The sequence below is a fragment of the Youngiibacter multivorans genome, assembly GCF_017873395.1.
In the GTDB taxonomy this organism is placed as follows: Bacteria; Bacillota; Clostridia; order Clostridiales; family Clostridiaceae; genus Youngiibacter; species Youngiibacter multivorans.
Genome location: NZ_JAGGKC010000003.1, coordinates 127,108 through 148,756, shown reverse-complemented (window position 1 = coordinate 148,756; position 21,649 = coordinate 127,108). Strand labels below are relative to the sequence as shown.

19 protein-coding genes are annotated in these 21,649 nt (G+C 46.6%); 2 read left to right on the top strand and 17 right to left on the bottom strand.

Going from position 1 to position 21,649, the window contains the following annotated elements; genetic code table 11:
- Positions 1-158: 158 nt before the first annotated feature.
- The 7 genes from J2Z34_RS03260 to ychF form a co-directional block, all read right to left on the bottom strand.
- Complete coding sequence (locus J2Z34_RS03260) at positions 159-881, bottom strand: NmrA family NAD(P)-binding protein (RefSeq protein WP_209458423.1); 723 nt, start codon at positions 879-881, stop codon at positions 159-161.
- Positions 878-1,294 (bottom strand): MarR family winged helix-turn-helix transcriptional regulator, encoded by a 417-nt coding sequence (locus J2Z34_RS03255; RefSeq protein WP_209458422.1) that lies wholly within the window; start codon positions 1,292-1,294, stop codon positions 878-880. The genes J2Z34_RS03260 and J2Z34_RS03255 overlap by 4 nt, the downstream gene beginning before the upstream one ends.
- 217 nt (positions 1,295-1,511) lie before the next feature.
- On the bottom strand, positions 1,512-3,209 hold the full coding sequence (locus tag J2Z34_RS03250) for a M3 family oligoendopeptidase (RefSeq protein ID WP_209458421.1): 1,698 nt from the start codon (positions 3,207-3,209) through the stop codon (positions 1,512-1,514).
- A 9-nt stretch (positions 3,210-3,218) separates the two neighbouring features.
- A complete protein-coding gene (locus J2Z34_RS03245; RefSeq protein ID WP_209458420.1) occupies positions 3,219-3,509 on the bottom strand; it encodes a DUF503 domain-containing protein in 291 nt (96 codons plus the stop codon).
- Entirely contained in the window at positions 3,506-4,048 is a 543-nt protein-coding gene (locus J2Z34_RS03240) for a cyclase family protein (RefSeq protein WP_209458419.1), read from the bottom strand. The genes J2Z34_RS03245 and J2Z34_RS03240 overlap by 4 nt, the downstream gene beginning before the upstream one ends.
- Positions 4,042-4,875, bottom strand: a complete 834-nt coding sequence (locus tag J2Z34_RS03235) for a CPBP family intramembrane glutamic endopeptidase (RefSeq protein ID WP_209458418.1) — start codon at positions 4,873-4,875, stop codon at positions 4,042-4,044. The genes J2Z34_RS03240 and J2Z34_RS03235 overlap by 7 nt, the downstream gene beginning before the upstream one ends.
- Positions 4,876-4,988: 113 nt before the next feature.
- Positions 4,989-6,083 (bottom strand): redox-regulated ATPase YchF, encoded by a 1,095-nt coding sequence (ychF, locus tag J2Z34_RS03230; RefSeq protein ID WP_209458417.1) that lies wholly within the window; start codon positions 6,081-6,083, stop codon positions 4,989-4,991.
- A gap of 413 nt (positions 6,084-6,496) precedes the next feature.
- Between ychF and J2Z34_RS03225 the strand changes: the two genes are divergently transcribed.
- Together J2Z34_RS03225 and argH are read left to right on the top strand one after the other, a co-directional pair.
- Positions 6,497-7,720, top strand: coding sequence for an argininosuccinate synthase (locus tag J2Z34_RS03225; RefSeq protein ID WP_209458416.1), 1,224 nt, complete (start codon positions 6,497-6,499; stop codon positions 7,718-7,720).
- 24 nt (positions 7,721-7,744) lie between these two features.
- On the top strand, positions 7,745-9,136 hold the full coding sequence (gene argH / locus J2Z34_RS03220; RefSeq protein WP_209458415.1) for an argininosuccinate lyase: 1,392 nt from the start codon (positions 7,745-7,747) through the stop codon (positions 9,134-9,136).
- 107 nt (positions 9,137-9,243) lie between these two features.
- On the opposite strand, the gene J2Z34_RS03215 is transcribed toward argH, so the two are convergent.
- The 10 genes from J2Z34_RS03215 to J2Z34_RS03170 form a co-directional block, all read right to left on the bottom strand.
- A complete protein-coding gene (locus J2Z34_RS03215) occupies positions 9,244-10,023 on the bottom strand; it encodes an HAD-IIB family hydrolase (protein WP_209458414.1) in 780 nt (259 codons plus the stop codon).
- Between the two features lie 68 nt (positions 10,024-10,091).
- Complete coding sequence (locus J2Z34_RS03210) at positions 10,092-10,736, bottom strand: cyclodeaminase/cyclohydrolase family protein (protein WP_209458413.1); 645 nt, start codon at positions 10,734-10,736, stop codon at positions 10,092-10,094.
- 12 nt (positions 10,737-10,748) lie between these two features.
- Positions 10,749-12,245 carry a histidine ammonia-lyase gene (hutH, locus tag J2Z34_RS03205; RefSeq protein WP_209458412.1) on the bottom strand — a complete coding sequence of 499 codons (1,497 nt, stop codon included), beginning with the start codon at positions 12,243-12,245 and terminating at the stop codon, positions 10,749-10,751.
- Positions 12,246-12,339: 94 nt separating this feature from the next.
- On the bottom strand, positions 12,340-13,752 hold the full coding sequence (locus tag J2Z34_RS03200) for a sugar transferase (protein ID WP_209458411.1): 1,413 nt from the start codon (positions 13,750-13,752) through the stop codon (positions 12,340-12,342).
- A gap of 104 nt (positions 13,753-13,856) precedes the next feature.
- Positions 13,857-15,638: an aspartate--tRNA ligase gene (gene aspS, locus J2Z34_RS03195; protein ID WP_209458410.1), complete on the bottom strand. Its 1,782-nt coding sequence runs from the start codon at positions 15,636-15,638 to the stop codon at positions 13,857-13,859.
- Between the two features lie 11 nt (positions 15,639-15,649).
- Positions 15,650-16,894 carry a histidine--tRNA ligase gene (gene hisS / locus J2Z34_RS03190; protein WP_209458409.1) on the bottom strand — a complete coding sequence of 415 codons (1,245 nt, stop codon included), beginning with the start codon at positions 16,892-16,894 and terminating at the stop codon, positions 15,650-15,652.
- Between the two features lie 10 nt (positions 16,895-16,904).
- Entirely contained in the window at positions 16,905-18,329 is a 1,425-nt protein-coding gene (hemZ, locus tag J2Z34_RS03185; protein WP_209458408.1) for a coproporphyrinogen dehydrogenase HemZ, read from the bottom strand.
- A complete protein-coding gene (locus J2Z34_RS03180) occupies positions 18,313-18,915 on the bottom strand; it encodes an MBL fold metallo-hydrolase (protein WP_209458407.1) in 603 nt (200 codons plus the stop codon). The genes hemZ and J2Z34_RS03180 overlap by 17 nt, the downstream gene beginning before the upstream one ends.
- Positions 18,916-18,929: 14 nt before the next feature.
- Positions 18,930-19,379 carry a D-aminoacyl-tRNA deacylase gene (dtd, locus tag J2Z34_RS03175; protein ID WP_209458406.1) on the bottom strand — a complete coding sequence of 150 codons (450 nt, stop codon included), beginning with the start codon at positions 19,377-19,379 and terminating at the stop codon, positions 18,930-18,932.
- 14 nt (positions 19,380-19,393) lie between these two features.
- Positions 19,394-21,601, bottom strand: a complete 2,208-nt coding sequence (locus J2Z34_RS03170) for a RelA/SpoT family protein (RefSeq protein WP_280922293.1) — start codon at positions 21,599-21,601, stop codon at positions 19,394-19,396.
- Between the last annotated feature and the right edge of the window lie 48 nt (positions 21,602-21,649).

Sequence of the window (21,649 nt, the reverse complement as noted above, 5' to 3'; positions counted from 1 at the left end):
GGATTTTGAGCCTGTCGTCAAATGTCAGGTGAGAGTGCTTATCCATGCTTACCTCCAGTGAGGCACCATCACCAACATCTTACCCTTCTGTCAGATTAACTTCCACTTCCCACTTTGCCAGGGTAACTTCTACTGATATCTCTTTTAAATCATGGAATTTAATTTATCAAATTAGCGTCCAAACCACGTTCTTTTATGCAGTAATTCCTGTATTGCAATAACCCAGGCTTAGTGTATATTATTCTTCTGCCTGTCAAATCGCTCAAGATTTCAGCTACCTGATAATAATCCAAAGCTTCAGAACCTGTTATCGTGTATGCAGAATTCCTGTGCTTCTCAGGCTCATGGAGAACGGTAGCTGCTGCAAGCCCAATATCAGAAGCATCTATGGAACTTGTACGGCTTTTTCCTGCTGGAATAAATACTTTATTTTCTTCGTTTATCTCCTTCAAATGCAATCCTGTAATATTCTGCATAAAGAATCCTGGCCTTATATGTGAGTATGGAATCCCTGAAGCTTCAATGCGCTTTTCAATCTTATGGTGTGGAGGAATTTTATTTTTCTCAATTCCCATCAGTGAGAGGAACGAGACAAGTCTAATTGAATGTCTCTCAAGCGCTTCAATGAACGGATATATGTCTTCAGGCTTTCCAAGATGAGGAGGCCTCATCAGAAATACCCTGTCCACATCTTTCAGCGCATTCTCATATGTTTCTTCTCTGCTAAAATCAAACTCTGCTGCAGTAATCTTATCACCAAACATGCTATGAAGCTTTTTTAAGTCCGTTCCAGCAGCAATAACTTCTTCTCCTAAACAAATCAGCTCCTTAACAACGTGACTTCCGACGTTGCCTGATGCTCCTGTAACAAGTATCTTCATCTTGCCTCTCCTAATATGCAGTTAGCTAGTTGTACAAGTTCTATAAACCGATTGAACTTCTCCTCACCCATCTTACCTTGCAGCAATTCCATTGATTTTACATACTCAGCAAAGGTTGATTCTACAAGTTCTTTTCCCTCTCCTGTAATCACTAATGAATAGCTTCTCCTGTCAAGCTCAGATGATTCTTTCTTCAGATACCCTTTCTTAACCAGAGCACTTATCAGGGAAGTCACAGAAGGCTTGGAAATCCTAAAGAACCGGCTGATCATCAGCGGTGTAACTGGAACAGCTTGATTACCTGTATAAACCAGGACTCCCATCTCGCTTGGTCTGATTGGTATGTCTGATTTCAAGTTCATGCGCAGACGACAAAACAAACCCACTGCATCTGCACTTTCTTCAATGTTCATTGCCCTTATCCTCCGAAAACATAGTTAGTCTAACTAACTATATTCTACTATTCTATGTTAGAATGTCAATACTAATCGGTCCTGCAGTTTTACGGAAAAAGCTCTGAAGCACGGCGTTGCTGTATCACAAGACACAGTCACACTGGAGCTTCAGAGCTTCAATTCTTTACAACACTGAATTTTTTGGGATTGGAGGGGTCCTTTATTAGCAGAAACTTCAGTTAAGCCTCATGTCGTCTACTGAATCCAGATACTCCTCGATTCCAGGGATCACCTCTGGTATTGTCTCCTTTTCAAATGGAGATTTAAGTCCTGCAACCTTGACAAGCTCAAGGAACGGCATGCTTCCACCCTTGTCACAGAGCCTCAGATAGTCCTTCCATGCTGTTTCCCTGTCTTCCTTTGCCCTGTTGAAGAACTGGAAAGCGCACACCTGAGCAAGTGTATAGTCAATGTAGTAGAATGGAGAAACGAATATGTGCAGCTGTTTGAAGAAGAAGCCGCCTCTGTTGTAGAGGTCGTTGTCCTCGTAGTCCCTTACAGGAAGGTATTTCTTCTCAATCTCCCTCCATTTCGACTTCCTTTCAAGAGGTGTTGCACCCGGGTTCTCGTATACGAAGTGCTGGAATTCATCCACGGATACTCCGTAAGGGAGGAACAGCAATGAGTCCTGAAGATGGTTGAACTTGTACTTTCCGGTATCCTCCTTGAAGAACAGGTCCATCCACGGCCATGTCAGGAACTCCATCGACATGGAATGAATCTCGCATGCCTCAGAAGTCGGGAATCCATATTCAGGAACCTCGTATCCCCTTGACCTGAAAACCTGGAAAGCATGTCCGGCTTCATGAGTCATGACATCGATGTCTCCGGAGGTTCCATTGAAGTTGGAGAATATGAATGGGGACTTGTATTCGGAAATATATGTGCAGTACCCGCCTGCCTGCTTGCCCTTCTTTGTGACAAGGTCCAGGAGCTCCTTCTCTGTCATGAACTTGAAGAATTCGTCTGTTTCCGGAGAGAGTTCAGAATACATCTTCTTTGCGTTATCAACTATCCATTCAGGACTTCCCTTGGGGGTAGCGTTGCCTGAAGTGAATTGCACCGGCTCGTCGTAGTACTTGAGTGAATCCAGTGAAAGTCTTCTTGCCTGCCTTTCCTTCAGCTTTACAGATAACGGGACTATGTGTTCCCGGACAGCGTCCCTGTATACCTTGACCATCTCAGGTCCGTATTCGGTCCTGAGCATCCTTGCATATCCTACAGGCACGAAATTCTCAAAACCAAGCTTTCTGGCTATAGTATCCCTGGTCTTTACAAGTTCGTCGTAGATCCTGTCGAATTCAGCCTCGTGTGCGGCGAAGAATCCGCTGTATGCCTCATAGGCTTCCTTCCTGGTTGCCCTGTCCGGATCCTCCATGAAAGGCACAAGACCTGAAAGGTTCCTCTCCTCGCCTCTGAACATTATGGCTGCGGATGCGACAAGCTTTGAATATTCAGTGCAAAGCCTGTTTTCAAGCTGAAGCTCCTCGATGATTTCAGGCTTGAAGGTCTTTATAGAGAGCTCTGCAAGGTCAAGAAGGTGCTTCCCGTGCTTTGTCTCGATATCCATTCTGTAAGGACTCGAGATCAGGACCTTGTAGAAGTCAGTTACAAGTTCCTGGTAATGGGGCATCATCTCGTCCATATATGCCTGTTCCTTATCATAGAACTCGTCCCTAGTGTCAATACTTTGTCTTATGGATGCCAGAGTGAACATGGTTTCAACATGGTTTCTCAGGGCGATGTACTCATCCATTGCCTTTACGAAGCCTTCCCCGTCTGAAGCACCCTCCATCTCTGAAAGTATCCTCCTGGCATTTTCCTGAACCTCTTTGATTTCCGGTCTGGTGTATGCATATTCGCTGAATTTCATTTTAACCTCCTAAAAACTATGAATGTCTATCTCCTCGGATACAAGTTCAGCTTCTCTGTTAAGATCGATAAAGTCCGCAATCTTGTCCATTTCGCGCATCGCCGCCTCCTTGCTCCCGGATACGACTGCAACGCCAATTACAATATCCTTGTGTGAATCCATGAGTTCTGCTTCGCAGCTTGATGCGTTAAACCTTGAAGACACCCTGTTCTTAAGGCCTGACACTATACTTCTCTTTTCCTTCAGGCTGTTCACATGGTCAGCACGGAGCGTAAATCTTCCAATTGCAGTATAGATCATGTCAGAAGCACCGCCCGAAGCGGAGCTCCGTCGCCATCCCTTATCCTTAGTGGAAGCGCAACAAATCCGTAAGTCCCGTCTGGAGCATTTGACAGGTCAAGGTTCTCAATCATTATTGCACCAGCACCGAGCAGTATCCTATGAACACCATATTCAGAATCCCCCTCAGGCTCCAGGGAATTCTCGTCTGTGCCGAACACATCTATCCCTATCCGGAGAAGTTCGACAGCCCTCTTTTGGTCAAGGTCTCCCTTTCTGGAGAGAAGTATCCTTGTCCCGTCAGGGAATGCATCTCTGAAGCTTCCAGTAACGTAGGCATGCCCCAGGAGCCTTGAAATATCAAGGTCAGACATGGTGCTTCCATCCGAGTGGAAGTGGCTTGGAGCATCCATATGTGTTCCGGCATGGGTGGACATCCTTATCTCCCTTAGTGAATAGCCGTCACTTTCCACAGTCTTTTCCTCCTTGACGCTGACCTCAGGGTCACCTTCAAAGACCTCCATTCCGGAATAGATCTCCCTTGTAATGTCTATTACCAATATCCCACCTCCCTGTAAACCGGAGCCCTCTCCCTCAGGTATCTCCTTTCACTGATAAAGTATCTTAAAAACCAGGCAATGAACACAAAATCAAGGATAATGATGATAATCCCGAGTCCTGACTCAATAAGGCCTGGTTCGTTGAAGTCAAGAAACGGAATGTATGCCATCGAAAAAGAAACCAGATTGTTGAAAATATGAGCCTTGATGCTAGTTCTTATGTCACCGGTGCGGTGGTATATGAATCCAAGGACGAATCCCATTATCGCAGCCGGGAAGAACGTGGCAAAATGAAGTATTCCAAAAAAAGACCCCGATATGAATAGAGAAGCTACTACGCCAAGCTTCCTGTTAAGCATGTTGAAAAGCACACCTCGAAAGACAAGCTCCTCAATAACCGGTGCCAATATGACAATGACTATGAAGGAAGTCAGGAATCCCAATGGGTCTGTGATATCCCCCATGTTTGAAGCAAGGTTCGGACTGTTTATGAAGGCTTCATACAGTTCCGGACTGAGTGCAGAAATCAGGTTCACATATATCACCGAAGTGACGCTCATTATGAAGAATGGCGCAGCAGTCAACATGAAGCTGCCAGCATCCTCATAGGGTTTCCTTAGAATCGCAGCCCTGTCCTCAGGGGTATTTGGTGCGACAAAAAGGACGAGGTAAAGCATCAGATATGTGATTATATCTACAAGGACCAGATATGGAGAATCTTTAAAGACACCATAAGCGATCACTGCAATTATCGACATGAGGATGAAAAAGCCTACTGTTGTAAGAGTGAATTTCAGAAAGCTGTTGCGCGGAAAGTACTCATTCAAAATATCACCTCGTTCCCTTCGATTATACCACATGCCCTGTCAAGCAATAGCATACATATTGGAAACAATACAGGCCAGACAAGAAAATCTCCTTGCCTGGCCTGTATTGTAATCTACACGTTGAACCTGAAATGAACGACATCTCCGTCGCGCATGATATAGTCTTTGCCTTCGAGCCTGTAAAGGCCCTTTTCCTTGGCTGCCGACTCTGAGCCACAGGCCATAAGGTCCTTGAAGTCTACTATCTCAGCCCTTATGAATCCACGCTGTATGTCAGAATGTATCTTGCCCGCTGCATCCTGTGCCCTGGTGCCCATCTTTATAGTCCATGCCCTTACTTCCTGGGGTCCTGCAGTAAGGAAGCTCATGAGTCCCAGCAGTCTGTAGCTTTCATGTATGAGCTTGTCAAGGCCGGTCTCGGACAGGCCATATTCGTTCAGCATCTCAAGCTTTTCATCATCCTCAAGTCCTGAAAGCTCTTCCTCAAGCCTTGCACATATGGTTACAAGTCCCGATCCCTCATTAGTTGCGAACTCCTTGACCTGGGCTACCATCTCGTTCGATCCTCCTGCAAGCAGGTCTTCCTCGGAAATGTTTGCTACGTATAGCACATCCTTGGTGGTTATCAGGAACATGTTCCTGATCGCTTCTTCTTCTTCAGGAGTGACCTCCATTGTACGAAGAGGCTTTTCAGACTCAAGGTGAGCCTTCATTTTCTCCATGAGTGTATATTCTTCCTTGGCCTTCTTTTCCCCTGCCTTGGCACCCCTTACTCCCTTTTCCATCCTTCTCTCAAGGACCTCAAGGTCAGCAAGTATAAGCTCAAGGTTTATGGTCTTTATATCCTCGATCGGGTCGACTTCGCCGCTGACATGAACGATGTTATCGTCCTTGAAGCACCTGACCACGTGAACGACTGCCTCAACCTCCCTGATATGGGAAAGGAATTTGTTCCCAAGGCCTTCTCCCTTTGAGGCTCCCTTGACGAGTCCTGCTATGTCATAGAATTCGACTGCAGTGTATACCTTCCTCTTTGAATTATAGAATTCCTCAAGCGCGTCAATCCTCTTGTCAGGGACACTTACGACACCTATGTTAGGCTCTATTGTGCAGAACGGATAATTGGCCGATTCCGCTCCTGCTTTAGTAATTGCGTTGAAAAGTGTGCTTTTGCCGACATTCGGCAGTCCTACTATACCTAATTTCATTTCAATCTCTCCTTGTCTATCCATAGAATTATACCTACAATGTGACATTAATTCAAGTTATTCAATGAAAGGAGAGACTTAACAGTGTTAACTGACGCTGTTAACACGCAGTTCAAGAAAATCTTCACTACATTCTGCTATAATTAAGGAAGCGGTTCATGCAATTGAAATGACTAGAATCTGTCCTCTCATTATAGCTGCATAACTTCTGCATTTATTTCCCAATCCCGCAATTCATGCAACATTTAAACGGAGGCGATAAAATATCCAAATAATCTAATCGTTATCAGCATCAAGTTGCTTAGTCAATTCTTCAACTTATTGCCAAATGAATAAATCAGCCGAAAAATATTGCATGATTATGCTTTTTTATCTATAATTATAACATCGACTAAAAAAAGAGGGGTAATAATATGGGATCCAAAGAAAAGGTAATACTGGCATATTCAGGAGGTCTGGATACGTCCATTACAATTCCATGGCTGCAGGAAAATTACGACTTTGAAGTCATCGCGGTATGCGTAGATGTAGGCCAGGGCGAAGGCGAAACCTTCGGTGTTGAAGAAAAGGCAATAAAGAGCGGAGCCAACAAGGCATATCTTCTCGACGTCAGGAAGGAATTCCTTGATGAGTATGCATTCCAGATGCTCAAGGCGGGAGCTATATACGAGGACAAGTATCTTCTTGGAACCTCAGTGGCAAGGCCGCTCATAGGCAAGAAGCTTGTTGAGATCGCCGAGAAGGAAGGCGCAGCATACATAGTTCATGGCTGCACTGGCAAAGGAAATGACCAGGTGAGGTTTGAGCTTGCGATAAAGGCTCTGAATCCATCGATAAAGATATTAGCACCCTGGAGGGTCTGGGACATCAAGTCAAGGGAACAGGCCATCGAGTACGCTGAAGCAAGGAACATTCCGGTTCCAGTAAAGAAGAAATCTCCTTACAGCATGGACAGGAACCTTTGGCATCTAAGCCATGAGGGAGCTGACCTCGAGTCGCCATGGAACGAGCACCAGAGCTCGATCTACAAGATGACCGTGGCTCCTGAGGATGCGCCGGACAAGGCGACCTACGTGGAAATCGGCTTCGAGAAGGGAATCCCTGTTTCTGTAGACGGCGAAAAGCTGGACAGCATAGAGCTCATGGAAAAGCTCAATGACATAGCGGGCAAGAACGGAGTCGGAGTAGCCGACATGGTTGAGAACAGGCTGGTAGGCATGAAGTCCAGGGGAGTATACGAGACTCCTGGCGGAACAGTCCTTACTATCGCACACAGGGAACTCGAGAGGATAACTCTCGACAAGGATACATCACTATTCAAGGCCATGGTTTCACAGAAGTACGCTTCAATACTTTACGATGGACAGTGGTTCACACCACTCAGGGAAGCACTCGACGCATTCGTCGATTCAACCCAGGAAATGGTTACAGGAACTGTGAAGATGAAGCTTTACAAGGGAAACTGCACAATCGCAGGAAGCAAATCAAAGTATTCACTCTACAGCGAAGAGCTCGCCACCTTCAGCTCTGACGATGTTTACAACCAGAAGGATTCTGAAGGATTCATAAACCTCTTCGGACTTCCGCTCAAGGTAAGGGCAATGCTCAACAAGAAGCTGAAGGAAGAAGAAAAATAGTTACCTAAAGAAAGGGTGTCACATATGAAGCTTTGGCAAGGCAGGTTCCAGAAGGGAACCAGCTCAATTACGGAAGATTTCAACAGCTCTATAGCAGTCGACCAGAGGATGTATAGGGAAGACATCCTTGGAAGCATAGCCCATGCGAGGATGCTTGGGGAGTGCGGTATAATTCCAAAGGAAGATTCTGTCCTGATAATCAATGGTCTCGTCTCCATACTGGAGGATGCCGACAAGGGACTTTTGGAATTCACCGTAGAGGCTGAAGACATACATATGAACGTGGAGACGATCCTTATTGAAAGGATCGGAGAAGCGGGAAAAAGGCTTCATACAGGAAGGTCACGAAATGACCAGGTCGCCCTTGATTTCAGGATGTATATGAAAAAAGGAACAAAGGAGGTTGAGGACATGGTCCTTGACCTTCTGAAGGTAATACTTGACCTTTCATCTGAACACAGGGATACGATAATGGCTGGGTATACACACCTTCAGAAGGCTCAGCCTGTCACTTTAGGCCACCACCTTATGGCATACTTCCAGATGTTCTCCAGGGACCTTACGAGATTCATTGATTCCGAGAAGAGGATGGACCATATGCCGCTTGGCAGCGGTGCCCTTGCAGGCACAACCTACCCGATTGACAGGCATATGGTAGCTGCAGAGCTTGGATTCGGAAGTCTCACTGAAAACTCCATGGACGGAGTATCAGACAGGGATTTCGCACTGGAATTCCTGGGAGCGTCATCAATACTCATGATGCACCTTTCAAGGTTCTGTGAGGAAATAATAATCTGGAACTCAAACGAGTTCGGGTATGTTGAAATGGATGATGCATTCTCCACAGGAAGCAGCATCATGCCTCAAAAGAAGAATCCTGACATTGCAGAGCTTGTAAGAGGCAAGACAGGAAGGGTCTATGGTGACCTGGTAGCGCTTCTGACTATAATGAAGGGTCTTCCACTCGCCTATAACAAAGACATGCAGGAAGACAAGGAGACCACCTTTGACGCGCTTGATACTGTCAAGGCATGCCTTGCAGCATTCACACCCATGCTTTCCACAGCCACCTTCAACAAGGACAGGATGATGGAGAAGCTAAGGGGTGGATTCCTCAACGCAACTGATGCAGCTGATTACCTCGTCATGCAGGGAGTCCCCTTCCGCAGCGCCCATGAGATCATAGGAAGGATGGTAAACTACTGCATAATAAACGGCAAAGCTCTCGACGACCTTTCTGCAGATGAATTCAACTCATTCTCCGAAAAGTTCGGTGAAGACATACTCGAATTCATTAAGATGGTAAACTGTCTCCAGAGAAGGAAAACATATGGCGGTCCATCAGCAGCTGCCATGGACACTGCGATTCATAACGCCGGTGCATTCATCTCATCAATCGAAGCGCTGAAAGCATAGCTGTTCAAATACCCCGGAGGATTTCACCTCCGGGGTATTATATGTCAGCGATCAGATTTTTCGGTCCAAATACTGCCATAGTCAATCCAGGCCTTCCTAATGCCCTTCTATTCTTCAGGCAGAACATGACTTTCAATGCATTCAGCTACAGAATCAACAACAAAGTCCGCATGACCCTTAAGCTCATCCTCTGTATGCGACAGTGTGTATGAGAAACCAGCTTCCCTGAACATGGGTATGTCATTGAACGAATCTCCGATGACATGAACGTTTTGTCTTATTATACCTTCCAGTTCCATGATCGTCCTGATTCCTTCACCCTTGGAGATGCCTTTTGGTACCACATCTATGTACTTTACATTTCTATATGCTTCAATTTCCTTTCCAAATCCTGATTCGATTTCATTTCTCAGTGCCTCGATTTCATCCAAGCCCTTATTGGCAGTGATTGAAATCAGATATACCTGGTCCTTCATTTCAGCAATATCATCTATGGCGTAGACTCCTGCTACAGAATCTGAAATTCCATCAGGGATCTCACTCCTGTAGAACCAGGTATTGCTGCCGCCTTCGAATGCCACATCGAACCCGCGTTCAAGGCAAAGGTCAGCAATGATTGTGGCAGTGTCTATACCTATGGTCCTTCCGGTGATGGTCATTCCTCTTGAATCAAGAACAAGGGCACCATTCATAAGGACCATATAGTCAGGTTCGAATCCATGGTTCCGGAACACTTTCTCAACGCCATTTAGAGGCCTTCCTGTGGCTACAGCTATTGTTGCACCCAGGTTCTTCAGCTTATTAACAGCTGCCAGATCCGCCGCATCCATCTTGTCATGGTGCAGTATGGTTCCATCCAGGTCAGTTGCGAAAAGTATCTTGCCCATAGGTTGCCCTCCATTCAATATTCAGATGCAGAAAAGGACCCTTTGGGGTCCTTTAAATAAATATATTCTTATCTGCCGTAAATCTTGTCTATTACCTGGGATACTATGTCTTCCTTGATGCACCTGGAGTTCTCTACAATCTTGTCCGACTCTTCCTTTATGGCTATAGTCTCTTCATTGACCTCCATGCTTGCAAGGTTTATGAATACATTGAGGGCTGCACCCTCAATCGCACCATGCACCATGATCGCGCCTACTCCTGCATCAGAAATAGCATTCTTGTTTCCATACTCGGAAGCAACCTTCAGTGAATCATACAGTTTGTAGGATTCATTCAGAAGCTGCCTTGGAACCTGCAGTACAAGCTCCTTTGCTTCACATATCTTCTCGTTCCTTGCTGCCTTCTCCTCATCTGTATCCTTTGGCAGTTTGTAGGCTGCCATAAGGAGGTTGAATGAGTCCGCATCCTTGTCTATGAATTCGATATATCTTGCCCTCAATTCATCAGATGTGACAAGTGCGTCCTTCATCGCCGACTTTACATCTTCCGGATAATTCTCCGAAGCCTTCCTGTCCACTGTAAGGTTAAAGACCATGGATGCAAGGCTGGCTCCAATGGCCGCTGATAAGCCTGCCGCTGCGCCGCCTCCGGGAGCAGGGCTGCCGGATGCCAGTTCGTCTGTGAATTCCTTAAGGCTGAGATCTTTTAACATTTTATCACCTCGTTAGATTATTTTTCCAAGATCATATTCCTTCATTATTTCCAATACCTTGTCCATCTCTTTATACATTATGGTGTCGCTTTCTATGAACGGCACCCTTTCCCGTATCTTCCTGTATGCTTCTCCTGTTCCAGCACCAAGCATAAGGTCACCTGGTCTGAAGTCCACTGCCTGGCAAGCTGTAAAAGCCTCCATTGAAATTACCCTGGTCGTGTTCCTCACGATTTCCCTGAATTTCCTTGCTGCAAAATTTCCCATGGATACATGGTCTTCCTGGTTTGCTGAGGATGGTATCGAGTCTACAGATGCAGGATGTGCAAATGTCTTGTTCTCTGATACAAGTGATGCTGCCGAATATTGCACTATCATGAAGCCTGAGTTGAGACCACCCTTTTCTGCAAGGAAAGGCGGAAGTCCGCTCAGCTGGTGGTTTACAAGCCTTTCCAGCCTTCGCTCGGATATTGAAGCCAGCTCGCTGACAGCAATCGAAAGGAAGTCGAATACAAGAGCCATGGGTTCTCCATGAAAGTTGCCGCCTGAGTATATCTCACTGTCTGACAATACGATTGGATTGTCAGTCACCGCATTCATCTCGATTTCCACCTTTTCCCTGGCATAGTCCAAAGTGTCCTTGACGGCGCCATGTACCTGTGGAATGCAGCGAATCGAATACGCATCCTGAACCCTGATCTCATTTTGGATAGTTGTGAACTCGCTTCCTTCAACCAGCCTAAGCATTATATCAGCAGTTTCCATCTGTCCCATATGTCCTCTGGCACTGTGAAGCCTTGGATCATAAGCTGTAGTTATTCCCCTGAGAGCTTCCATCGTAAGTGCCCCTGAAAGGTTTGCAAGGTAGTATGCTCTGAATGAATCTATAAGCGATAAAGCTCCAATTGCCGTCAGCGCCTGTGTTCCATTGATCAGGGCAAGTCCTTCCTTTTCCTCAAGTATGACAGGCTTTAGTCCTTCTTCTGAAAGCACTTCGGATGACGGCACCCTGATGCCATTGTATTCAACTTCACCTTCGCCGATCATCGCCAGCACCATGTGGGCCAGCGGTGCAAGGTCACCTGATGCTCCCAGTGACCCCTTTTCAGGTACCACAGGGTGGATACCCCTGTTCAGCATCCTGACGATCATTTCAACTGTCTCCAGTCTGATTCCGGAATACCCCCTAGCAAGGGCATTTACCCTGAGGAGCATCATGGCTCTCACTTCATCCCTTGACATAGGTTCCCCGGTGCCGCATGAATGAGATACAATAAGGTTCCTCTGGAGGTTCCTGAGATTCTCCTTGCTTATCTTGATTTCAGAAAAGTCGCCAAATCCGGTATTCACGCCATATACCGGCTGTGAACCTGATGCAGCCTTTTCCAGCCTTCTTCTGGACTCCCGTATGCTGAACCTGGCAGCATCTGAAAGTTCTACCGATTCGTTTCCTCTAGCTACCCTTTCAAGTTCTTCGAGTGTAAGGGAGCTGCCGCCGAGAATGACCATGTTACGCCTCCTGCAAAAGAAAATGCAATCACGCCTTGTAATCCACGAAGTCTTCCAATCTCAGTATAATTGAAAACGTTGCGATATAAAAGGGCTAAGGCATATCTTGCGAAAACGCAGCCTCCGAGATGTCAATTGTTATGTCGAGTCCCCTTTCACGGGCTAACTCGTAAATATCAGGTTCCTTCCTAACTCCGCCGGCTTTATCCTTCATGAACATGATCTTCATTGTCAATAGGATAATCTTGATGTCCCTGAGGAAGCTGTATTCCTTGATATAAAGAAGGTCATATTTTGCCTTGTCTTCAGGACTTGATGTATAGCTTCCGTAGACCTGTGCATATCCTGTGAGACCTGCTTTAACAACTGTCCTGTACTTGTAGTCCGGTATGTTCCTTGAGAATTCCTCAAAAAAGCTTTGCCTTTCAGGCCTTGGCCCGACAATGGACATTTCGCCCTTAAGCACATTGAAAAGCTGAGGTATCTCATCCAGTCTGTTTGCCCTGAGTCTTCTTCCGATAGGAGTAACCCTCTCATCCTCGAAGTTCACGAGGGACGGCCCGGTTTCCTTCTCAGCGTCGATCACCATTGACCTGAGCTTGCATATCCTGAATACTTTATTTCCTCTTGTCAGCCTTTCCTGTGTGTAGAAAACAGACCCTTTGTCATAGGCCTTTATCTTCCATGCAGCTGCTGCAACCACTGGTGAAAAGAGTATAAGCCCGATGACAGATAGAACAAGATCCAGTATCCTCTTCAGGAACCTCTGTTCAATCGTAAGTTCGAGCCTCCTGAGCTTAATGAGAGGCTTGTCTGATACCCGTTCAAAGTGCGCCTTCAGGATATTTATCTCATAGCTCTTAGGTACTACGTATACGCTTTTCTTCATGCTCATCAGCATATCAATAAGTCTTGACTTTTCCTCTCCTCCAATGTCGTCAGAAAGGAATACAACTTCATTTTCCTCAATGTATTTTGAGACATTTCTGCTTCTCCAGTCTGCCACCGCCCGCACCTGATACAGTCTGGACATTCCTTCAATGGCCTTCACTGCTATCCTTCCGGCATCCTTCCCTCCGATGATAAGAAGGTTTTTCCTTCCATGCTCTGCAATCTGCAGCCAATACACTAACGTCCTCCAGATTGACAGCAGGATAAATGCAAGGACAAATCCCGCCATGAATATGTATTTCGGATATGCCCGGTCGATGATGAATCGGGATATCAAAAAATTCAGAGCTGAAAGAGTTCCGGCTGTCAGGAACACTGAATATATTACCTCTCCTAAGCTAAGCCTCATGGTCTTCCATAAACCGTAGGAAGTCATCAGGAATATGTACAAGAGGACCATGACTGGAACCGATTCGACAAATGGATTCCAGACCAGAGAGTTCGTTGATGTTCCGTATACCAGAAAATAGGAAAGGATGTACGCGATAACAAGAAGCATGATGTCGACAGTTAGGATCAAGAGGTCCCCAAGGTCAGTCCGCACTCTTTTGCCCATTTCCTTCCCTCCTCTTTGGTTATAATCCTATTCTAATGCCTATGGCCTTCTGCATTCAACTAAGAAAGCAAAGAAAGCCAGGAATGTTCCCGGCTTTCCATAGGCTATTGCTGTTTTTCCACTGCTATTCCAAGGTCTGCAAGCTGCACAGCTTCTACCCTGTCAGGTGCCTCTGTCATCGGATCGAAGGCATTCTGGTTTTTGGGGAACGCAATGACATCCTTTATGTTGTCAGTTCCGGCAAGGAACATAACAAGCCTGTCCATTCCAAAGGCGAGACCGCCATGTGGAGGAGGACCATATTTGAATGCCTCAAGAAGGAATCCGAATCTCTCCCAGGCTTCCTCTTCGGTAAAACCAAGAAGTCCGAATATCTTTGCCTGAAGGCTAGTATCATGGATCCTTATGCTGCCTCCGCCAAGTTCCTCACCGTTGAGGACCATGTCGTATGCCTTTGCCCTTGCTTTGCCTGGTTCTGTCTCAAGCAGCTCCAGGTCTTCTTCCATGGGGCTTGTGAACGGATGATGGAGTGCCACATATCTTCCGGCCTCCTCATCCCTTTCAAGAAGCGGGAACTCAGTGACCCAGGCGAACCTGAACCTTTCGCTGCCCTCAAGCATTCCTGTCTTCTTCGCAAGTTCGAGCCTGAGTGCTCCAAGACTCTGGAATACTACTTCGTTCTTATCAGCTACTATAAGCACCAGGTCTCCATCCACAGCATCCATCCTGGATATTATGGCTGACATTGTTTCTTCGCTAAGGAATTTTGCTATCGGCGACTTTACTTCTCCATCCTTCAGCATTACATAGGCAAGTCCCTTTGCCTTATAGGTCTTCACGAATTCACCGAGCCTGTCGATGTCCTTCCTGCCCATTGAAGCTCCGCCCTTGAGGCATAAAGCCCTTACAGATCCGCCGGCATCTATGGCGTCATTGAATACCTTGAAGCCGGTACCTCCAGTTATGTCAGTCAGGTCAGAAATCTCCATTCCAAACCTGAGGTCAGGCTTGTCAGATCCGTATCTGTCCATAGCTTCCCTGTAGGTTATCCTCTGGAACGGTATTTCCACGTCAACGTCAAGTACATCCTTGAATACCTTCTGTACAAGCCTCTCATTCAGGTCAATAATGTCATCGATTTGAATGAAACTCATCTCCATGTCGATCTGGGTGAACTCAGGCTGCCTGTTCGCTCTCAGATCTTCGTCCCTGAAGCACTTCGCTATCTGGAAGTACTTGTCGAAACCCGATACCATGAGAAGCTGCTTGAAAAGCTGAGGCGACTGTGGAAGAGCGTAGAACTTGCCCTTATAGTTCCTGGATGGAACTAGGTAGTCCCTTGCGCCTTCAGGCGTGCTCTTCGTAAGTATCGGCGTCTCCACCTCCAGGAATCCTTCCTGGTCCATGAATGCCCTTACTGACATGTATGCCTTGCTCCTCAGCTTGAAGATCTTCTGCATGTCAGGTCTCCTGAGGTCAAGATACCTGTACTTAAGTCTGATGTTCTCAGATGCATCCAGGTTTTCCTTGATCATTATCGGGGGCGTTTCTGCCTCAGACAGGATCTTCAATTCACTTCCTATGAGCTCGACCCTGCCTGTAGGCATCGAGTCGTTCACTGATTCCCTGGTCCTTACAATTCCCCTTACCGCTACCACATACTCGCTCCTAAGTGTATCCGCCTTGTCGTATGCCTCTTTTGATGCATCTTCGGTAAACACTACCTGCAGTATTCCTTCACGATCCCTGAGGTCACAGAAAATGAGCGATCCAAGGTTTCTTTTCTTGGCCACCCAGCCCATTACGGTTATCTCTTCACCTACCTGCTCTTCTCTCACGAGTCCGAGCATATGGGTCCTTTTAAAATTTCCAAGCATTTCTCCCATTGCGATCACTCCTATAGTATTGCTTTCTTTATACTTTCAGCATCAAGTGAGACTTCTGTCTGGGTCCTGTCTCGCATGTTCTTGATTACGGCTTCGCCCTTTGAAAGCTCATCGCCGCCCAATATCATCGTGTTCCTTGCACCTATCTTGTCAGCGTACTTCATCTGCGCCTTGAGGCTCCTTCCCATATGGTCGGAATCCACCTTCACTCCAAGAGTCCTCAGGCTGTTTGCAAGAGATGCGGCCTTAAGAGCTGAATCCTCTCCCATGGTACAGAGGTACAGGTCGTACCTGTCCGGCTCCTCGATAACTATGCCTTCACTCTCAAGTGTCAGCAGCAGCCTCTCAAGCCCCAGGCCAAAACCAACAGCAGGCATCTTGGGTCCGCCGATTCCCTCAATGAGGTAATCGTACCTTCCACCTCCGCATACTGTTATCTCGTCATTCACTATTTCAAAGACTGTCTTCGAATAGTAATCCAGTCCCCTCACTATCTTGGGATCAACCTCATATTGTATTTCCATCGCATCAAGGTATTTCTTGAGTAAGGTAAAATGTGTCTCGCACTCTTCACAGATGTGGTCCAGCATGAGCGGCGCATCGTGGATGAGCTTTTGACAGCTCTCTACCTTGCAGTCAAGTATCCTCATGGGATTCTTCTCATATCGCTCCTTGCAGGTGGAGCACAGACTGTCATACTTAGGGGTCAGGTAGTCCTTCAGTAAGGTATTGTATTCATTCCTGCAGCCAGGGTGCCCGATCGAATTGACCTTGAGCCTCAGGCCTTTTACTCCGAATTCGCTGAAGGCCCTCATTGCAAGGGAAATTACCTCCGCGTCAACTGAAGCGCTGCCGGCGCCAAAAACCTCAACGCCGAACTGATGATGCTCCCTCAGCCTTCCTTTCTGCACGTTCTCATATCTGAAAACGGGAGTGAAGTAATAAAGCTTTGTAGGCTGCGCTTCATTGTAAAGCGAAGATTCCACGAATGCCCTTACAGCAGGTGCAGTTCCTTCAGCTTTGAGGGTTATGCTTCTTCCGCCCTTGTCGTTAAATGTATACATTTCCTTCTGGACCACGTCAGTGGTTTCTCCGACTCCACGAAGAAACAGCTCCGTAGCCTCGAAAATAGGTGTCCTGATTTCCCTGAAGCCATATTCGTCGGCTATCCTTCTGAATTTTTCCTCTACATAATGCCATTTGTAGGCATCCTGCGGAAGCATGTCCTTAGTGCCCTTCTGAGCTTGTATCGCCATTTTGTCCTCCTTAGGTTTCAAGAAACCTGATCTTTTTTTCCATCAGTTCATCGTGCCTCAGCACATATTCCCTGACATCCTTGAAATTGGCAAATCGTTCTATCTTTCCGTTTCCAACTTTTTTAGATATTCCATCAGCACCGATGGCTATTATGCTTTCAACCTCCTCGATCATGAGGATGTTGTAGAGATTTTCCCTGCCTTGCTTTGCAAAGCCTACATTTTCATGGCTGCCTGCAATGTTCTTCTGCCTGTACATGTAGTACGGAAGAAGGCCAAGCTTTTCAGCTTCTATGTGGGCTGCAGCATACATTTCATTTAGCTCTGCCTGTGACCTTATCGGGAACCTTCCAGTCGCCACGAACTCCTCGTATAGTCTCGATGCCCTCTTCATGGACAATCCATGTACAGTCAGGCTTTCAGGTGATAATGCACTGATTCCTTCAAGTGTTCTTCTGACCTCATCAATGCCTTCTCCCGGAAGACCTATTATGATGTCCATGTTGATGTTGTCAAAACCTTCTGACCGAGCCATTCTGAAAGCCCTTTCCACATCAGCTGAATCATGATTTCTTCCAATAAGCTTTAAAGTCCCGTCATTCATGGTCTGGGGATTTATCGATATCCTGTCCGCTCCGAACTCCTTCATGGCCCTGAGTTTGTCCAGGGTTATCGAATCAGCCCTGCCGGCTTCCACAGTGAACTCCCTGACATTTCTTCCTGAAATGATGTCATTGCCTATGCACTCCATGATTTCCCTGAATTCTCGGTCTCCCACGGAGGTCGGAGTTCCACCGCCAAAATATACCGTCGTTACCTTCTTGCGGTTCCTGTCAAGGTACCCTGAAACGAGTCCGATCTCCTTTTTCATGAGCCTCAGATAATCCTCGGCATACTTGTTTCCCTTATAGGGATACGAGGCGAAGGAACAATATGCGCACCTTGTGGGGCAGAATGGCATTCCAAGATAGATCGAGACGCTGTCAGTTGTATCCAGCCCGCTGATCAGTTCCGTCTCCCTTTGTGCCACAAGCGCAGCCAGTCTGGCCTTTTTATCTGTCGCAAGGTATCTCGTTCTGATTTCAGCTGCGGCCTGATCAAATGTCATGCCTCCGTCCAGAAGCTTCCTGGCAACCTTTGATGGCCTTACGCCCACAAGTATCCCCCATGGCAGCTCCTGTCCTGTCCTTTCTTTAAGCAGTGTGAACAATGCTCGCCTCAGGTCATCCTTTTCAGCATATCCGCAAAGATGCTCCGTACCATAGAATAGGATACGGAGCCTGTCTGATGATAAGCTGATGCAGATGTCACTATCTTCATCAACCATCCTTATGTCAGCATACGGATGATACAGGGATACGATGTGGTAGGCATGATACCCCAGATCCACAGGACAGGTTATCTTGATCACATTGCTGCTATGCGAGATATCCATTGTACTTTCTTTCCCTGCCGATTGTTGTAGTCCTGTCATGACCAGGAAGTACGACAGTGTCATCAGGAAGCACCATCAGCTTTGTCTTGATTGACCTTATAAGATCATCAAAATTTCCGCCAGGAAAGTCCGTTCTGCCAATGGATCCAGAAAAGAGTGTATCTCCTGAGAAAAGGCTGTTTCCTGCAAGATAGCACATGCCGCCCCTGGTATGCCCCGGAGTGGCAATAACCTTTATCCCGTATCCGGAAAAGTCAATTGAGTCTCCGTCTGATATGATATCCATAGCTGCACTGGTGCTTCCGAACACCTGTGTATTTGTTCCCATGCTTTCCTTATCCTCGGAGGATACGTATGCCCTGATTCCAAAGTGGCTGCAGACATCATCCAGCGCTGACACATGGTCTATATGTCCATGTGTGAGGAGAACAAACTTTGGTTTTACCTTCAGTTCCTCCGCATACCCGATTATCGCACCCGGCTCTTCACCAGGATCCACTATGAATCCATCCATGCTCTCATCATCGTATGCAATGTAACAGTTTTCCATGTACATGCCTACTACAATTCTTTTTATGACCAGCATATTTGTTCCTCCTGTCAGAATTTCTTATCACTGTCCAGCAGTATGGTAACAGGTCCGTCATTGACAATGGTGACTTCCATCATCGCACCGAATTCTCCTGTCTCAACTCTGAATCCTCTCGACCTTAGCCTCTTAAGAAGCTCTTCATAGAGCGCTTCTGCCTCAGGTCCCTTTGCAGCCTGAATAAAGCTTGGTCTTCTTCCTTTTCTTGCGTCGCCGTAAAGGGTAAACTGCGAGACTACAAGGATTTCGCCGCCAACATCAGATAGGGGAAGATTCATCTTGCCATCATTGTCCTCGAAAATCCTAAGGCCTGAAATCTTTTCTTCGATGTAAGACAGGTCTTCTGCAGTATCCATCGTTGATATGCCAAGAAGCACCATGAACCCTTTCCCGATGCTTCCTGTTATCCTTCCTTCAACTCTCACGCAGGATGAAGAAACCTTCTGTATCACTGCTCTCATAATAACAACTCCATTCAGGCATTTCCGATCCTGAATACGTCGGTAACGCTGCTAATTTTCCTGAGACGCTTCATAGTCTCGTTCAGAAGATTTATATCCCTTATAAGCAGCGACATATGGACTACGCAGGTTCCATCCTTCTTACTCTCAGCATCGATGGCATTCAAAGGAATCTTCAGCTCAGTCACCACTCCCATGACATCTGTGACCATGTTCGGCCTGTCCACAGCATTTATCTGAAGCCTTGCGCTGTAAAGCTCCTTGCTTTCAGTCTCCCACTCCACATCGATCATCCTGTGCTCATCATCAATATTCAGGCTCGAAAGGTTAGTGCAGTCAGTCCTGTGGATTGATATTCCCCTGAAATTGGTGATGTACCCGACTATGCCGTCACCTGGCAGTGGATTGCAGCATTTGGCAAACCTTACCTGCACATTGTTCATTCCGGTGACCCTCACACCGAAGAAGGATTTGGACTGTTTTTCCTTTGCCTTCTTCCTGGATGCCTCTATCTGCTTTTCAGCGTTCTTGAGTGATGCCTCATTATCCTCATTCTGCTTCGCACGGATTGATTCTTCAATCGCTTCCTTAAGTGCGCTTACAACTACTGAGGGTATGACCTGGTTTGCTCCCACCACTACAAAAAGGTCTTCGATAGAATTCCCGTGGTATCTCCTGATAAGCTTTTCCAGCGTCTCGCCCTTGGCAATGTCGGCAAAATTCCTGTCCTGCCTCTTTGCTTCCTTCTCAAGAAGCTCCTTGCCCCTTTGCATGTTCTCTTCACGCTTTTCTTTCTTGAACCATGCCTTGATCTTAGTCCTTGCCTGGTTCGAAGTAGCGATGTTGAGCCAGTCGATGTTGGGACCCTTCGGCTTTGACGACGTGAGCACTTCGACTATCTCGCCGGTCTTAAGCTTATAATCAAGAGTCACCATGTTTCCGTTGACCTTTGCACCGATGGTCTTGTTTCCAATATCTGTATGGATCCTGTACGCGAAATCTATGGGCGTAGCTGCCTGAGGAAGGTTTATGACCTCTCCTTTAGGTGTGAATACGAATATTTCATCAGCGAACAGGTCTATCTTGAAGGCTTCCATGAACTCTTCAGCATCAGATGTCTCCTTCTGCCATTCGAGCATGTCCCTTATCCAGACAATATTCTGGTCAAGGGAATCCTTCGATCCTTCCCTGGATGTCCCGGTTTCCTTGTATTTCCAATGAGCAGCAATACCATACTCAGCAACCTTGTGCATCTCATAGGTCCTTATCTGAATCTCGAATGGCTTTCCCTGAGGTCCGATGACGGTGGTATGGAGGCTCTGGTACATGTTGGGCTTTGGCATCGCAATATAGTCCTTGAATCTGCCTGGTATCGGCTTGTATATTGTATGTACTATTCCAAGCGCAGCATAGCAGTCCTTGATGGAATCCACAATTACCCTTATTGCTGTCAGGTCGAAAATCTGGTCGATCCCCTTGCTCTGCGACATCATCTTCCTGTATATCGAGTAGAAGTGCTTGGGCCTGCCGTCTATATCACAGGTTATGCTGGCATTCTTAAGCTTGTCTACTATATCTGCCATGATGTTCGAGATATAGGCTTCCCTTTCCTTCCTCTTCTCGGCTATCTGGTTGACAAGGTCGTAATATTCTGTAGGATACATGTACCTGAAGGCCAGGTCCTCAAGCTCCCACTTTATCCTGAACATTCCAAGCCTGTGGGCAAGAGGTGCGTAGATGTCGAAGCATTCCTTCGCCTTCTCCTTCTGCTTGTCAGGGCTCATATATCTGAGCGTCCTCATATTATGAAGTCTGTCAGCAAGCTTTATTACTATGACCCTTATGTCCTTGGCCATAGCAAGCAGCATCTTCCTTACATTGTCTGCCTGTTCCTCTTCCTTTGACTTGTACTTGATCTTACCAAGCTTTGTAACTCCATCAACAAGCTCGGCGATTTCAGTTCCGAAAATCTCCTGAAGCTCAGCATACGTATATTTCGTATCTTCGATGACATCATGAAGCAGCCCTGCCGCCACAGTATTGGTATCCATACCCATGTCGACAAGGATCGAGGCGACCTCAACAGGATGCGTCACGTAAGGCTCTCCAGATTCCCTCTTTTGTTCCTTGTGCGCTTCCACAGCCAGGTTATATGCTTTTATGACAGTTTCCTTGTTAATGTTTCCCGCCTTGTCAATCTTCGCCAGAAGCTCATAAAGCATTGCCTTCACCACCCGATGATGTGTAAGGCCGCATTTGACGGCCATTTT

Excerpts from the sequence above, each read along its gene's own strand:
- J2Z34_RS03255 (WP_209458422.1), bottom strand. The coding sequence starts at position 1,294 with ATGAACATTGAAGAAAGTGCAGATGCAGTGGGTTTGTTTTGTCGTCTG.
- hemZ (WP_209458408.1), bottom strand. The coding sequence starts at position 18,329 with ATGGATATCTCGCATAGCAGCAATGTGATCAAGATAACCTGTCCTGTG.
- hisS (WP_209458409.1), bottom strand. The coding sequence starts at position 16,894 with ATGGCGATACAAGCTCAGAAGGGCACTAAGGACATGCTTCCGCAGGAT.
- hutH (WP_209458412.1), bottom strand. The coding sequence starts at position 12,245 with ATGGTCATTCTCGGCGGCAGCTCCCTTACACTCGAAGAACTTGAAAGG.
- ychF (WP_209458417.1), bottom strand. The coding sequence starts at position 6,083 with ATGAAATTAGGTATAGTAGGACTGCCGAATGTCGGCAAAAGCACACTT.
- J2Z34_RS03225 (WP_209458416.1), top strand. The coding sequence starts at position 6,497 with ATGGGATCCAAAGAAAAGGTAATACTGGCATATTCAGGAGGTCTGGAT.
- aspS (WP_209458410.1), bottom strand. The coding sequence starts at position 15,638 with ATGGGAGAAATGCTTGGAAATTTTAAAAGGACCCATATGCTCGGACTC.
- J2Z34_RS03215 (WP_209458414.1), bottom strand. The coding sequence starts at position 10,023 with ATGGGCAAGATACTTTTCGCAACTGACCTGGATGGAACCATACTGCAC.
- J2Z34_RS03260 (WP_209458423.1), bottom strand. The coding sequence starts at position 881 with ATGAAGATACTTGTTACAGGAGCATCAGGCAACGTCGGAAGTCACGTT.
- J2Z34_RS03170 (WP_280922293.1), bottom strand. The coding sequence starts at position 21,601 with ATGCTTTATGAGCTTCTGGCGAAGATTGACAAGGCGGGAAACATTAAC.
- J2Z34_RS03210 (WP_209458413.1), bottom strand. The coding sequence starts at position 10,736 with ATGTTAAAAGATCTCAGCCTTAAGGAATTCACAGACGAACTGGCATCC.
- J2Z34_RS03250 (WP_209458421.1), bottom strand. The coding sequence starts at position 3,209 with ATGAAATTCAGCGAATATGCATACACCAGACCGGAAATCAAAGAGGTT.
- J2Z34_RS03180 (WP_209458407.1), bottom strand. The coding sequence starts at position 18,915 with ATGCTGGTCATAAAAAGAATTGTAGTAGGCATGTACATGGAAAACTGT.
- J2Z34_RS03200 (WP_209458411.1), bottom strand. The coding sequence starts at position 13,752 with ATGGGCAAAAGAGTGCGGACTGACCTTGGGGACCTCTTGATCCTAACT.
- J2Z34_RS03245 (WP_209458420.1), bottom strand. The coding sequence starts at position 3,509 with ATGATCTATACTGCAATTGGAAGATTTACGCTCCGTGCTGACCATGTG.
- dtd (WP_209458406.1), bottom strand. The coding sequence starts at position 19,379 with ATGAGAGCAGTGATACAGAAGGTTTCTTCATCCTGCGTGAGAGTTGAA.
- argH (WP_209458415.1), top strand. The coding sequence starts at position 7,745 with ATGAAGCTTTGGCAAGGCAGGTTCCAGAAGGGAACCAGCTCAATTACG.